The sequence below is a fragment of the Enterobacter sp. GER_MD16_1505_Eko_090 genome (genome assembly GCF_003331015.1).
GTDB lineage: Bacteria > Pseudomonadota > Gammaproteobacteria > Enterobacterales > Enterobacteriaceae > Enterobacter > Enterobacter roggenkampii.
In genome coordinates this window covers 71,800-85,277 of the sequence record NZ_PUQF01000012.1, presented here as the reverse complement: position 1 = coordinate 85,277, position 13,478 = coordinate 71,800, and the positions used below count along the sequence as shown (strand labels likewise).

Annotated in this window: 14 protein-coding genes; 5 read left to right on the top strand and 9 right to left on the bottom strand. The window is 60.0% G+C overall.

Annotated elements, in window-relative coordinates; all coding sequences use genetic code 11:
• The first annotated feature begins 1 nt into the window (after position 1).
• Entirely contained in the window at positions 2-1,024 is a 1,023-nt protein-coding gene (locus C6A40_RS14910) for a HoxN/HupN/NixA family nickel/cobalt transporter (protein ID WP_045336550.1), read from the top strand.
• An 81-nt stretch (positions 1,025-1,105) separates the two neighbouring features.
• Here the strand turns inward: C6A40_RS14910 and norW are convergent, their stop codons facing one another.
• Positions 1,106-2,239: an NADH:flavorubredoxin reductase NorW gene (gene norW, locus C6A40_RS14905; RefSeq protein WP_045336553.1), complete on the bottom strand. Its 1,134-nt coding sequence runs from the start codon at positions 2,237-2,239 to the stop codon at positions 1,106-1,108.
• Positions 2,236-3,678: an anaerobic nitric oxide reductase flavorubredoxin gene (norV, locus tag C6A40_RS14900; RefSeq protein ID WP_008499561.1), complete on the bottom strand. Its 1,443-nt coding sequence runs from the start codon at positions 3,676-3,678 to the stop codon at positions 2,236-2,238. Before norV ends, norW begins: the two co-directional genes overlap by 4 nt.
• A 188-nt stretch (positions 3,679-3,866) precedes the next feature.
• Here norV and norR point away from each other — a divergent pair, with 188 nt between their 5' ends.
• On the top strand, positions 3,867-5,381 hold the full coding sequence (gene norR, locus C6A40_RS14895) for a nitric oxide reductase transcriptional regulator NorR (RefSeq protein WP_045336555.1): 1,515 nt from the start codon (positions 3,867-3,869) through the stop codon (positions 5,379-5,381).
• Here norR and gutQ read toward each other — a convergent pair.
• From gutQ to srlA, 7 genes are all read right to left on the bottom strand, one after another.
• Positions 5,378-6,343, bottom strand: a complete 966-nt coding sequence (gene gutQ / locus C6A40_RS14890; RefSeq protein ID WP_045336557.1) for an arabinose-5-phosphate isomerase GutQ — start codon at positions 6,341-6,343, stop codon at positions 5,378-5,380. The genes norR and gutQ overlap by 4 nt on opposite strands.
• Entirely contained in the window at positions 6,336-7,109 is a 774-nt protein-coding gene (srlR, locus tag C6A40_RS14885; RefSeq protein WP_039025238.1) for a glucitol operon DNA-binding transcriptional repressor SrlR, read from the bottom strand. Before srlR ends, gutQ begins: the two co-directional genes overlap by 8 nt.
• Before the next feature lie 63 nt (positions 7,110-7,172).
• The gene (gene gutM / locus C6A40_RS14880; RefSeq protein WP_032653148.1) at positions 7,173-7,532 is read right to left on the bottom strand and encodes a transcriptional regulator GutM; all 360 of its coding nucleotides are present in this window, start codon (positions 7,530-7,532) and stop codon (positions 7,173-7,175) included.
• Between the two features lie 92 nt (positions 7,533-7,624).
• The gene (srlD, locus tag C6A40_RS14875; protein WP_023294411.1) at positions 7,625-8,404 is read right to left on the bottom strand and encodes a sorbitol-6-phosphate dehydrogenase; all 780 of its coding nucleotides are present in this window, start codon (positions 8,402-8,404) and stop codon (positions 7,625-7,627) included.
• 14 nt (positions 8,405-8,418) lie between these two features.
• Positions 8,419-8,781 (bottom strand): PTS glucitol/sorbitol transporter subunit IIA, encoded by a 363-nt coding sequence (gene srlB, locus C6A40_RS14870; RefSeq protein WP_023294410.1) that lies wholly within the window; start codon positions 8,779-8,781, stop codon positions 8,419-8,421.
• 12 nt (positions 8,782-8,793) lie between these two features.
• Positions 8,794-9,753, bottom strand: coding sequence for a PTS glucitol/sorbitol transporter subunit IIB (gene srlE / locus C6A40_RS14865; protein ID WP_045336558.1), 960 nt, complete (start codon positions 9,751-9,753; stop codon positions 8,794-8,796).
• A complete protein-coding gene (gene srlA, locus C6A40_RS14860) occupies positions 9,750-10,313 on the bottom strand; it encodes a PTS glucitol/sorbitol transporter subunit IIC (protein WP_023333189.1) in 564 nt (187 codons plus the stop codon). The genes srlE and srlA overlap by 4 nt, the downstream gene beginning before the upstream one ends.
• A gap of 251 nt (positions 10,314-10,564) precedes the next feature.
• On the opposite strand from srlA, the gene mltB reads away from it, so the two are divergent.
• From mltB to C6A40_RS14845, 3 genes are all read left to right on the top strand, one after another.
• Positions 10,565-11,665, top strand: a complete 1,101-nt coding sequence (gene mltB / locus C6A40_RS14855; RefSeq protein ID WP_045336559.1) for a lytic murein transglycosylase B — start codon at positions 10,565-10,567, stop codon at positions 11,663-11,665.
• Positions 11,666-11,965: 300 nt separating this feature from the next.
• Positions 11,966-12,619 (top strand): metal ABC transporter ATP-binding protein, encoded by a 654-nt coding sequence (locus C6A40_RS14850; RefSeq protein ID WP_045336561.1) that lies wholly within the window; start codon positions 11,966-11,968, stop codon positions 12,617-12,619.
• Positions 12,616-13,476 carry a metal ABC transporter permease gene (locus C6A40_RS14845; protein ID WP_021241951.1) on the top strand — a complete coding sequence of 287 codons (861 nt, stop codon included), beginning with the start codon at positions 12,616-12,618 and terminating at the stop codon, positions 13,474-13,476. Before C6A40_RS14850 ends, C6A40_RS14845 begins: the two co-directional genes overlap by 4 nt.
• Positions 13,477-13,478 lie beyond the last annotated feature (2 nt).

Sequence of the window (13,478 nt, the reverse complement as noted above, 5' to 3'; positions counted from 1 at the left end):
AATGTTACGACTGTTACGCAATGAACCTCGCGCCGCGCTCCTGCTGCTGGCTCTGGTAATGGCAAACCTGCTGGCCTGGGGATGGGCATGGCACACCTTTAGCGGCAGCACGGCGCTGATGGCGGCAAGCCTGCTGGCGTGGTGCTACGGACTGCGTCACGCGGTGGACGCTGACCACATTGCCGCCATTGATACCGTGACGCGTAAGATGATGCAGCAGGGCAAACGCCCCTCTGGAGTGGGGGCGTGGTTCTCGCTGGGCCACTCTACTATCGTGGTGCTGGCCTCCATTGCCATCGCCGCTACCGCCACGGCGTTTCAGAAGAACATGGCGTGGTTCCACGAAACCGGCAGCCTGATTGGCACCGCCGTTTCCGCGACCTTCCTGCTGGCGATGGCGCTGGTGAATATGGTGATCCTGCGCGGCGTCTGGCGCAATTTTCAGGCGCTAAAACGCGGCAGGCCGGTGCAGGACGACATCACGCTACCTGTTCAGGGCGGGGTGATGAACTGGCTGTTCGGCAAGACCTTCCGCCTCGTCAATAAAAGCTGGCAGATGTACCTGGTCGGTTTCCTGTTTGGTCTCGGCTTTGACACGGCCACCGAGATCGGCGTGCTGGGGATCTCTGCCGCCAGCGCGTCCAGCGGAATGTCGGTGTGGTCAATCATGATCTTCCCGGCACTCTTCGCCAGCGGCATGGCGCTGGTGGATACCCTCGACAACCTGCTGATGGTGGGTGCCTACGGCTGGGCGTTTAACAAACCGCAGCGCAAGCTTTACTACAACATGACCATCACCGGCACCTCCGTGGTGGTGGCGCTGTTTATCGGCGGGCTGGAAGCGCTGGGTCTGCTGATGGATAAATTTGCCCTCAGCGGCGGCCTCTGGGATCTGATTGGCGCGGTGAACGACAATCTGGGCAACGCCGGGTTTGTCGTCGTGGGTCTGTTTGTCGCCTGCTGGCTGATCTCGATGGCGAATTACCGCTGGCGCGGCTACGACGCGCTGGTGGTACGTTCCTGAACGAACCAGTCCAGTGGCGCTACGCTTTCACGGGTCTGCATGTAGGCCGGGTAAGCGGAGCGCCACCCGGCAATACGAGGGTTAAGCAGGGAGCGATTTCAGCAGGGCGAAGGCCTCCTTCATTCTGTCCTCACTGACGACAAAGGCGCGCATCTGACCGTCGGTATCGGTGCCGCGCGCCACCATGCCCTGCGGCGAAAGGGCAATCTGCCAGTCCAGATCCTGACGCTGCGTTTCGCCTGCGAGATGCAGCGGTAATTCCGGCGTTTTCACTTTGACCAGCATGGCGGGTAATTTCACCGGGGCGTTGCCGCCGAGCAGGTTTTTCGCCAGGCACATGGCGCTTAACTGAATCGGTTGCAGGAACGGCAGCACCTGGCCGTTAATTTCCGCGCAGTCGCCCAGGGCATACATGTCCGGCTGGGTGGTTTGCAGGTAGCTGTTAACCTTCACGCCGCGGTTGATTTCGGCGCCTGCGCGGTGCGCCAGCGCCGTTTCCGGGCGCAACCCCGTCGCCGCAATCACCACATCCACCTCCACGCTGCGGCTGCGGTCGAGCGTCGCACGTATGCCGCTGCCGGTTTTGCTCAGGCTCTGCAGCTGCGATTTCAGCAGCAGATGCACGCCCATGTCGGTCAGACGATGCTGTAAGCGACTGCTCACTTCCGCGGGCATCAGCGCTGACAGAATGCTCGCCGCGTGGTCGACCAGGGTCACGGATTTTCCCGCCCGGCAGAAGTCCATCGCCAGCTCGGTACCGATCAGCCCGCCGCCGACAATCATCACCCGCGTGGCGTCGCGAAGCTCCGTTTCGCTGGCCTGATACGCCTGCTGGCTGTTGAGCGTGACCATCAGCTCGCGGCCCTCAACCGGCGGCACAAACGCAGAGGCACCCGTGGCCAGCACCAGCTTGTCGTACTGCCAGGTTTTATCTTTCGCTTTCACCAGACGGGCGTTGGCGTCGATATCGGTGACCCAGGTGTACGGAAACAGACGCAGGTTAAACTGTTCTGCGAACGCCCCCGCCGTCTGGCGGGTGAGATCGTCTGCGCGCTGGTTCTGGCTAATGACGTGGCTTAAATCAGGCTTGTTGTACTCGTCCATGCTGTCGGCGGCGATCAGCGTCAGCGGCACGTTAGCGTCCTGCTTGCGGATATTTTTCACTAGCTGGCGGGCGGCAAAGCCCGAGCCGATAATGACGATGCCGTGGCTCATTTTGCCTCCGTTGCCAGTTCATCAAAGACGTCTTTCCCGAGGGAACATTCCGGGCAGAGGAAATTGTCCGGCACCTCGCTCCACGGCGTGCCCGGGGCGACATCCTGCAGCGGCTCGCCCCGTTCCGGGTCGTAAATCCACTGGCACACGCTGCACTGCATGCAAGGACCGAGGTCGGCAGCGGCGGCTTCAGCTACGGCTTCCGGCGCAACCGCCGCAGCGGGGGCGGTTTCCGGCAGCGGTGCGAGCGCCCACTGACGGGCAATGTCGCGGCCGTGCTGGCGGCAGATTTCCAGGGCGTCGATATCCGGCCGCCATTTCGCCTTCAGACTCATCGACATCTCAAACCCTGCATCCTGTAAACGGGTGGAAAGGCGGTCGACCGCGCCGCCGCTCCAGCCGTGGGAGCCAAAGGCGCTGGCGCGCTTGTTGCGAAAACGCAGGCCGGTCATCTCTTCGACCAGACCGGCAATCTTCGGCATCATCACGTTGTTCATGGTGGAGGTGCCCACCAGAACGCCCTTGGAGCGGAAGACGTTGGTGAGGATCTCGTTTTTATCGCTGCGCGCCACGTTGAAGATTTTCACCGCCACGTTCGGGTCCACTTCGTTGATGCCCTGGGCAATGGCGTCCGCCATCATGCGGGTGTTGTTGGACATGGTGTCGTAGAAGATCGTGATGCGATCTTCCTGGTAATCCGCCGCCCACTTCAGGTACAGCTCCACGATCTGGGTGGGGTTTTCACGCCACACCACGCCGTGGGAGGTGGCAATCATCTCCACCGGCAGGTTAAAGCCGAGGATCTCGGTGATTTTAGGCGTCACCAGACGGCTGAACGGGGTGAGGATGTTGGCGTAGTAGCGCTGGCACTGTTCGAACAGCTCGGTCTGATCCACCTCGTCGTTGAATAGACGTTCATCGCAGTAGTGCTGGCCGAAGGCGTCGTTGCTGAACAGCACCGCGTCGCCGGTCATGTAGGTCATCATGCTGTCCGGCCAGTGCAGCATCGGCGTTTCCACGAAGATCAGCTGCTTGCCGTTGCCGATATCCAGCGCGTCGCCCGTTTTCACGGTGTGGAAGTTCCACTCCGGATGGTGGTGGTGACCGTTGATCGAGTCGATGGCGTTGGTGGTGCAGTAGATCGGGGTGTCCGGAATATACGACATCAGCTCGGTCAGGGCCCCGGCGTGATCCTCCTCCGCGTGGTTGATGATGATGTAGTCGATGGCGTTCAGATCGATTTCGCCGCGCAGGTTCTGCACGAACTCGCGGCTGAACTTGTGATCGACGGTATCGATCAGCACATTTTTGCCTTCACGAATGAGATAGCTGTTGTAGCTGCTGCCGCGCAGCGTTTTATATTCCGTCCCGTGGAAATCGCGCACTTCCCAGTCACGTTGACCCACCCAATGAATGTTATTTTTAACCAGAATAGACATAGCAAACCTCAGCGTAATATCGCGTTTTTCAAATAGGATGGTTTGCTTATATCAAGCCGCGTGCCAACTTTTAATATATTGATTTTTATAGGTTAATATTTTGACGATCCGAAGTGGGTAGTCATTATGACTATTAAAAACAGTGTCACTATGACAACATGCATTGTCAAAATGACAGCGAGGCAGAGATGAGCTTTTCCGTAGACGTGCTGGCGAAAATCGCCATTGAACTGCAAACCGGTATTGGTCATCAGGACCGCTTCCAGCGGCTGATCTCCACGCTGCGCCACGTGCTGGCGTGCGACGCCTCGGCGCTGCTGCGCTACGAGGGGCGGCAGTTTATTCCCCTGGCCATCGACGGCCTGGCGAAGGACGTGCTCGGGCGGCGCTTTACCCTTGAAGGCCATCCGCGTCTGGAAACTATCGCCCGCGCGGGTGACGTGGTGCGTTTCCCGGCGGACAGCGATCTGCCCGACCCGTACGACGGGCTGATTCCAGGCCAGGAGAGCCTGAAGGTGCACGCCTGTATTGGCTTGCCGCTGTTTGCCGGGCAGAATCTGATTGGCGCGTTAACCCTCGACGGCTTGTCGCCGGACCAGTTCGATACCTTCAGCGATGAGGAGCTTCGCCTGATTGCCGCCCTGGCCGCCGGGGCGCTGAACAATGCGCTGCTGATTGAACAGCTGGAGAGTCAGAATATTTCTCCCGGCAGCCCGGCGGCGTTTGAGCAGGTGACGCACACGGAGATGATTGGCCTCTCGCCGGGCATGGCGCAGCTCAAAAAAGAGATTGAGATTGTTGCCGCGTCCGATTTGAACGTGCTGATCTTCGGGGAGACCGGCACCGGCAAGGAGCTGGTGGCGAAGTCGATTCACGAAGCGTCGCCGCGCGCGGTCAGTCCGCTGGTGTACCTCAACTGCGCCGCGCTGCCGGAAAGCGTGGCGGAAAGCGAATTGTTTGGTCACGTCAAAGGGGCGTTTACCGGCGCCATCAGCAACCGCAGCGGCAAGTTCGAAATGGCCGATAACGGCACGCTGTTTCTGGATGAAATTGGCGAGCTCTCTCTGTCGCTCCAGGCCAAACTCCTGCGCGTATTGCAGTACGGCGATATCCAGCGCGTGGGGGACGACCGCAGTCACAGAGTGGACGTTCGCGTGCTGGCGGCGACCAACCGCGACCTGCGTGAGGCGGTGCTTGCCGGGCAGTTCCGCGCCGACCTGTTCCACCGCCTGAGCGTGTTTCCGCTTACCGTGCCGCCGCTGCGCGAGCGCGGGGACGACGTGGTGCTGCTGGCGGGCTATTTCTGCGAACAGTGCCGTCTCAGGATGGGGCTTTCCCGCGTGGTGTTAAGCCCGGGGGCGAGGGCGCATCTGCTGAGCTACGGCTGGCCGGGCAACGTGCGCGAGCTGGAGCACGCGATTCACCGCGCGGTGGTGCTGGCGCGAGCGACGCGTTCGGGTGATGAAGTGGTTATACATGCCCGGCATTTTGCGCAGCATGATGAAACCGCACCGACGATTGCCCATGCAGCTCCGGAGATAACGAGCGAAAACCTGCGTGACGCGACAGAGGCGTTTCAGCGTCAGATGATTATCCGCGCGCTGGATCAGAACAACCGCAACTGGGCGGCGTGCGCCCGGGCGCTGGAGATGGACGTCGCCAACCTGCACCGGCTGGCGAAGCGTCTCGGGCTGAAGGGTTAGATAATCCCGGCCTGATAGAAATCCTGCAGGTTAATGGCACCGCACAGTCTGCCGGTGTCATCCACCACCGGTGCGGCGGTGATTTTGCGCTTCATCAGCACCTCTTTGGCTTCAATGGCGCGGCTCTCGGCGTTCAGCGTCAGCCCGCCCTGGGTCATGGCGTCCGACACGTCTGTTTCCAGCTTACCGCCGCCCACCAGCCAGCGGCGCAGGTCGCCGTCGGTGAACACGCCTTTGACGTATCCGTCGTCATCGCACACCGCCACCAGCCCCAGACCGGTACGGCTCAGCTCCAGCATCGCGTCCATGACGCTGGTATTGAGTTTGACCTGTGGAATCGCATCTTCTGTGCGCATCAGGTGGTGGACCTTGTTGAGCAGGCGCGCCCCGAGCGCCCCCGCCGGATGCGAGCGGGCGAAATCTTCTTCGTTAAACCCGCGCGCCTGCATTACCGCCATCGCCAGCGCGTCGCCCATCATCAGGGTATTCACGGTGCTGGAAGTGGGGGCGAGGTGTATCGGACAGGCTTCACGCTCAACGGAAATATCCAGCGTTGCCTTGGCGGCCAGCGCCAGGGGCGAGCGGGATTTCCCGGTCATCGCCAGCAGGGCGACCGATTTTTCCTGCAGGCGTGGAATAATGAGATCCAGCTCTTTCGCCGAACCGGAGTAGGAGATAAACAGCATCACGTCGCGGCTTTCAATCATTCCCAGATCGCCGTGCAGCGCTTCGGCAGGGTGCACGAAGAAGGCCGGGGTGCCGGTGCTGGCCAGCGTCGCGGCAATCTTTTTGCCGATGTGACCGGATTTACCGATGCCCGCCACGATCACTTTGCCTTCGCAGTGGATAATGGTGTTGGCCGCGCGGACAAAATCCTCGCCCAGACGTTCCGGCAGGCGGCTGGCTTCCTGCAGCTCCAGCATCAGCGTCTGGCGGCCCGTTTCTAACAGAAAATCACTCATCTCTCTCTCCGGTTACGATCACGTCGATGCCTTTCTCTTCCAGCGCTTTTTTGAACGCCGGATCGATACCCGCGTCGGTAATCAGCTTATCAACGCTTTCAAGGCTACAGACTATGTTGGGGCTTTTGCGGCCAAACTTCGACGAGTCCGCCATCAGAATCACTTCCCGCGCGGCGTTGCACATGGCTTTACTGACGCTGAACACCTCGTTAAACGTCGTGACGCCCGCGTTCAGGTCGATGCCGTCGGTACCCATAAACAGTTTATCGAAGCTGAAGTGGTCGAAGGCGTTCTCCGCCAGCTGCCCGTGGAACGACGCGGATTTTTTACGGAAGGTGCCGCCGGGCATCAGGATGGTCTGCTCGCAGTCGTTCTCCGACAGGGCGTTGACGATGTGCAGGCTGTTGGTCATCACCGTGATGTTGTTAAAGCGGCTGAGCAGGGGGATCATCTGCAGGACGGTACTGCCTGCATCCAGAATGATCGAGTCGCCATCGTGGATAAATTTTACGGCGGCTTCGGCAATCAGCGCTTTCTGGTGGGTATTGATCAGCGTTTTGTGGTCGATAGGCGGGTCCGCTTCGTCTTTATTGAGCACCACGCCGCCGTAGGTTCGAATGACGGCGCCAGAGTTTTCGAGCAATACGAGGTCCTTGCGTATCGTCGTGCCGGTGGTGTCAAAGTAGTGGGCCAGATCCTCTACCGAGCATTTTCCCTGCTTTTGCAGATACTCGAGAATGGCCGCCTGCCGCTGACGAGGTTTCATAGGCGCTTCGTTCCTTAGGTTGCGAAATGATAATTTCGCAAGTCTATATCTTTCACAACGAAATTATCCATGTTTCAGATTAAGCGCTAATGATAGTGCATTCTGACAAAGTGGATCATGGGGAAAGATCACATCGGGCTGCAATTCCTGTAGCGAAATGCCGTTGATTGCCTGGATTTTCACCGGACGGGCAAAGACGGTCATGCCGCGCATGATGAGGGAATCGCAGACCTTGTTGTTTTCATCCAGCGCAACAGCCACGACGACCCGCGGCTTGAAACGTCCACCGGAACGCCCGACGCCCACGCGGCCTTTCTGGCACAGGGCGTCAAACGCGCGGTTAAACCGATGGATTTGCCAGCCGCCAAACGCCATCTGGCAGATCCAGGCGAGGGCGGCGACGGTGATGAGTGCGGTGACCATATCGGCTCCTTTAATTGCCGGGTGGCGGCTGCGCCTTACCCGGCCTACGGGGATTATAGCCCCGGTAAGCGCAGCGCCACCGGGGAATGAACTCAGAACATCACCTGCCCACCGGTGACGTTAATCGACTGTCCGGTGCAGTATGAGGCTTTCGGGCTGGCGTAAAACAGCAGCATGTTCAGCACGTCCTGATAGTCGCACCCGCGCTTGAGCGGCACTTTATCGATGTAGTACTGCTCCACTTCTTCCGCTTTAATACCGAGCTTGGTGGCGTACTGCGGCAGCAGGGACTGGAACATCGGCGATTTCAGCAGATTGCCCAGCATCAGCGAGTGGACGGTAATGCCGTATTCGGCCAGATCCAGCGCCAGAGACTGCGTCAGCCCCACGCCGCCAAACTTCGCCGCGCTGTAGCCGGAGTTGTGCTTGCTGCCCACTTTCCCCGATTTTGAGTTGATCTGAATGATGCGCCCCTGAATGCCGTCGCGGATCATCAGACGGGAAAACTCGCGGGCGCAGAGGAAATAGCCCACCAGATTGACCTGCAGCGAGCGGTCAAAATCCCCCAGCTCGAAGTCGCTGATAAAGGCCGCTTTCGCAATCCCCGCGCTGTAGACCAGCAGGTCGGTGCGTCCAAAAATCTCGTCCACGCCGCGGGCGAGCGCCATCACGCTCTGCTCGCTGGTGGCGTCGGCGCCAAACCCGTACGCCATTCCTTCACCAAACTCGGTGTTGATGGTGTCCGCCACGCGGGCGGCCTTTTCACTCTGAATATCCACTACCGCCACGCGGTAACCCTCAGCGGCAAGCCCACGGCAGAGGAACTCGCCTAAGGTTTGTCCCCCACCAATGACAACGGCAACCTGACTCATGTCTATCTCCTTAATTACGCAACAAATTTTAACGTGCAGCCTGGGGTAACAGCCTGCGGAACCGGGCCCGCGACGTGAACCGTGCCGGGATACTCCGCCTGCGGCTGGCCGTCGAAACGCAGGGTGATGTGGCCCAGCTCGCGCAGGTTTTGTTCTGCGACGTCGCCGACGGCGGTCACGGCATAGCGCGCCTCGCCCAGCTCCAGCTGGCTCCCGGCCTTTAGCTCACCGTTCAGCTCGCCGTGGCAGTGGATGAAGCAAAACTCTTCGATATCCGCAGGCGCCCCTTCGCGAAAGGTGATCAGCATCTGGTCGCTCAGCGCGTCGGTGGCGCTCTGGCCGATGCGGATAATGGTGGTCTGGTAAATCACGGTCATGGCAGGAACCTCTTATTGATAAATAAAGCCGGAGACAAACCAGGCAATCAGCACCGTCGGCGCGCCCGTCAGGAAGCGGCTGACCAGCACGGACGGCACGCCCACGCGCACGGTGTCCTGGCGTGCTTCCGCCAGCGACAGCCCCACGGGGATAAAGTCGCACGCTGCCTGGGCGTTAATGGCAAACAGGGCGGGCAGGGCGAGGTGCGGAGGAATATTCCCCAGACCAATCTGCACGCCAATCAGCACGCCGATGACCTGGGCAATCACCGCGCCCGGGCCGAGGAACGGCGACAGCAGCGGGAAGGAGCAGATCAGCGCCAGCGTCACCAGCCCAAGCGGGTGGCTGGCGAGCGGGGCGAGGCCGTGGGCAATCCAGTCGCCCAGGCCGGAGGCCATGATGATGCCGATCAGCGCCGAGACGAACGCCATAAACGGCAGGATGGTCTTCAGCACCGTGTCGATGGTGTCGCGCCCGGACTGGAACAGCACCGCCACGGCGGACCCCATCCCCATCCCGACCTTCGCCAGCAGGCCGTCGCTCTGCTCGGTAATTTTCTTGCTGGTGTCGTACTCGCGCGGGGCCGCTTTTTGCGGCGCGGATGTGCCCTTCACCAGGGTGATGTTGTCTTCCTTCACGCCTGACACATAAATATCTTCAACGATGTACTGCGCCAGCGGGCCGGATTTCCCGGTGGAGTGAATATTTACCGTCGGAATGCGGCGCTTCGGATAGATGCCGCAGCGCAGCGTGCCGCCGCAGTCGATCACCGCCACGCCAATTTCCGCTTCCGGCGGTTCGCCTTCCTTGAAGCCGTCGACCGCTTCCCAGCCGGTCAGATCGCGCAACGTGTCGACGATCGCCGGGCGCGTGCCCGCGGTGATGTACACAATCTTTTTGCCTTCGGTGGCGTCGAACTCCAGCGGGCCGCCCCAGCCGCCCGTGCCTTTCTCAATGCGGATCCGGTTCATGCTGTTGCTCCTGAAAGATGGACTTTCTGTTCAAGCTGGATGCCCATTTTTTTCTCGAAAATAGCGGTGGTGAGGTCGGTCACCCAGCCGCGGAAGAAGTTGGTCACCAGACCGACCAGCAGGTAGCTCACCGCCAGCGGGCCGAGCGGCAGGCCAAGCGTGGTAAGGCCGCTGGCGATCCCGAGATAGACAAACAGTTCGCCGGGGTTGATGTGCGGGAACAGGCCGTTCATGGAGTGGCAGCTGTAGGAGGCGGCGGCGTAATAGCTCGGCTTGTACTTCTCTGGCATAAAGCGGCCGAGGCTTAAGGTCATCGGGTTGCAGAACACGAAGGTGCCGATGAAGGGTAAAACCAGGTAGCGGGACAGCGGGTTCCCGGCGCAGCGCTGGGCGAAGCGCTCAATGCGCTGCTGGCCGATAAAGTTAATCAGCGCGTTCATGATCACCAGCAGGCTGATCAGCAGGGGCAGGATCCCGGTCACCATGCCGGTGAACACTTCTCCGCCTTTCTGAAACAGCCCGATGAACCACTCGGCGCCGTGGGTGATGGTTTCTATCATTCTTCTCTCCTGTAGGGCGTTTGTTTTTGTCTATCTGTGGCTAATAATAATCACTTTGAAAGGTTTTAAAGTGTTAGTTAGATCTCACAATGAAAGAAAAATGGATTATTTTGAAAGATAATTGACGTGGTGAATGATTTTCGGGGGAAAAAAGCACGGATTTGCGTTGGGGAGGTGCGTACCGCTTCCTTGAGGTGTTGCGGATGCTTTACCATACTGGGTTCTTATCGAACCCGTTAAATGGATGTCTCATGTTCAAGCGTCGTTATGCAGCGCTGTTGCCTGCGCTTATTCTGCTGTCTGCCTGTAGTAGCAAACCTAAGACCGAAGCCGTTCAGCAAACGGCGGGCGCGCCTTCCGGAGGATTCCTGCTGGAGCCGCAGCACAATATGATGCAGATGGGCGGCGACTTCGCGAATAACCCGGCGGCCGAGCAGTTCATCGATAAAATGGTGACTAAGCACGGCTTTGACAGACAGCAGCTGCACGAAATTTTGTCTCAGGCCAAGCGTCTGGACTACGTGCTGCGCCTGATGGACAGACAGGCGCCGACGGCCCAGGTGCCGAGCGGGCCAAACGGGGCGTGGCTGCGCTATCGCAAACAGTTCATTACCCCGGACAACGTGCAAAACGGCGTGGCGTTCTGGAATCAGTATGAAGATGCGCTTAACCGCGCGTGGCAGGTGTACGGCGTGCCGCCTGAAATTATCGTCGGGATTATCGGCGTGGAAACCCGCTGGGGCCGCGTGATGGGCAAAACCCGCATTCTGGATGCGCTGGCGACGCTCTCCTTTAACTACCCGCGCCGCGCGGAGTATTTCTCTTCCGAGCTGGAAACCTTCCTGCTGATGGCGCGCAACGAACAGGACGATCCGCTCGATCTGAAAGGGTCGTTTGCCGGCGCGATGGGCTACGGCCAGTTTATGCCGTCCTCCTATAAACAGTATGCCGTCGACTTTAACGGAGATGGCCATATCAACCTGTGGGATCCGGTGGATGCCATCGGCAGCGTGGCGAACTACTTCAAGGCGCACGGCTGGGTGCCGGGTGGCCAGGTGGCGGTGCAGGCGAACGGTCAGGCGCCGGGGCTGGAAAACGGCTTCAAAACCAACTACAGCATTTCGCAGCTGTCCGCGGCAGGCCTAACGCCAACGCAGGCGCTGGGCAATGCACAGCAGGCGAGTCTGCTGCGTCTCGATGTCGGAACGGGCTATCAGTACTGGTACGGGCTGCCGAACTTCTACACCATCACCCGCTATAACCACAGCACCCACTATGCGATGGCCGTATGGCAGCTGGGGCTGGCGGTATCGCAGGCCCGCGTGCCGGCGGCGTCACCGTTTAGTCAGTAAGTTACCCCGACGGGTAGGCCGGGTAAGGCAACGCCGCCACCCGGCATGGCTGCGCGCACGGTGCGGCCTGTTGCCCTCTCCCATGGGAGAGGGCGTTTTGCAGAAACATTTCGCCACACTCCCTTTTCAACCCTGCCATTTACATCCTAATCACCTTTCATTATTGTTATGTTATAACATTTAAATTGGTGCCGAGATGTCAACGTCCCTTTTCTCTCTGTCTGCGCCGGTTCGGCTTTTGCTGGCGCTGGTGCTTATCGTCTTTCTCGGCCTGGCCGTGCGCTGGGCGGTGGCATTGCCATGATCGTGATGAATGAACTGGTTGCGGGTTACGACCACCGGCCCGTCACGCGCGCGCTTTCGGGCGTCATTGAACGCGGCAGCATGACCGCCGTTGTTGGGGCCAACGGCTGCGGCAAATCCACACTGCTGAAAACGCTCGCCGGTTTTATCCCACCCGTAAGCGGCGGTTTTCGCTGGCAGGGGAAGCGCCCGGTGATTGGCTGGCTGGCACAGCGTCACGCGCTGGAGGCGCAGTTTCCGCTGACCGTGCGCGATGTCGTCAGCATGGGCTGCTGGCCGGGCATTTCGCTGCTTTCCGGGTTTCGTCGCGAAACGCGGTTGCGTATTGCCAGCGCGCTTGAGCGGGTCGGGTTGGCATCCATGGCATCATCCACCATTGATGAGCTCTCCGGCGGCCAGTTCCAGCGCATGCTGTTTGCCCGCGTCCTGGTACAGCAGGCGCCGCTGGTGATGCTGGACGAGCCCTTTACCGGCATCGATGAAGCCACCTGTAACGTGCTGATGGATGTGATGCTGGAGATGTATATGCAGGGGCAAACGCTGCTCGCGGTACTGCACGACAGCGAGCGCGTGTCGCGCCACTTCCCGCAGACGTTGCGGCTGGATGCTGATGTGCCTCAGTGGAAAACCGAGCGGGTGAGGGTGGCATGATCTGGCACACATTCTTCCAGCCGTTCATCGAGTACGGCTTTATGCGCCGCGCGCTGGTGGTTTGCCTGGCGCTTTCTATCAGCACCACCGCGCTCGGCGTATTCCTCCAGCTGCGCCGGATGAGCCTGATGGGCGATGCCCTTTCTCACGCTATTTTGCCGGGCGTCGCCGTGGGATACCTGCTCAGCGGCCTGTCGCTGCTGGCAATGAGTATCGGCGGTTTTGTCGCGGGCATTACCGTGGCGCTGCTGGCCGGTCTGGTCAGCCGACGCACGCCGCTTAAGGAAGATGCCAGCTTTGCCGGGTTTTATCTTGGCTCACTGGCGCTGGGGGTCACGCTGGTATCGCTTCGTGGGTCGAATGTCGATCTGCTGCATTTACTGTTTGGCTCTATCCTCGCCGTGGACAACGACGCCGCGCTGTTTGTCACGGGCGTGTGCATGTTCACTCTTATCGTGCTGGCGATGTTTTATCGCGGCCTGGTTACCGAAGCGTTTGACACCGCCTGGCTACAGGTGAACGCCCGCTGGCTGCCCGGCCTGCTGCACGGACTGTTTCTGGCGCTGCTGGTTCTTAACCTGGTGGCCGGTTTTCAGGTGCTCGGCACGCTGATGGCCGTCGGTCTGATGATGCTGCCGGCCGTGGCGGCACGCTGCTGGGTACGCACGCTACCGGCGTTACTCCTGATGGCGGGCATCAGCGGTATTGTCTGCGCATGGCTGGGGTTGAGCCTCTCCTGGGCGATGAGTCTCCCGGCCGGGCCATCCATTGTGCTCACCGCCAGCGCGCTGTTCTTTATTTCCATTTTATTGGGTACGCGAAGCAGGCTCGCTGGCAGTCTGCGGGCGTATTTTTAACG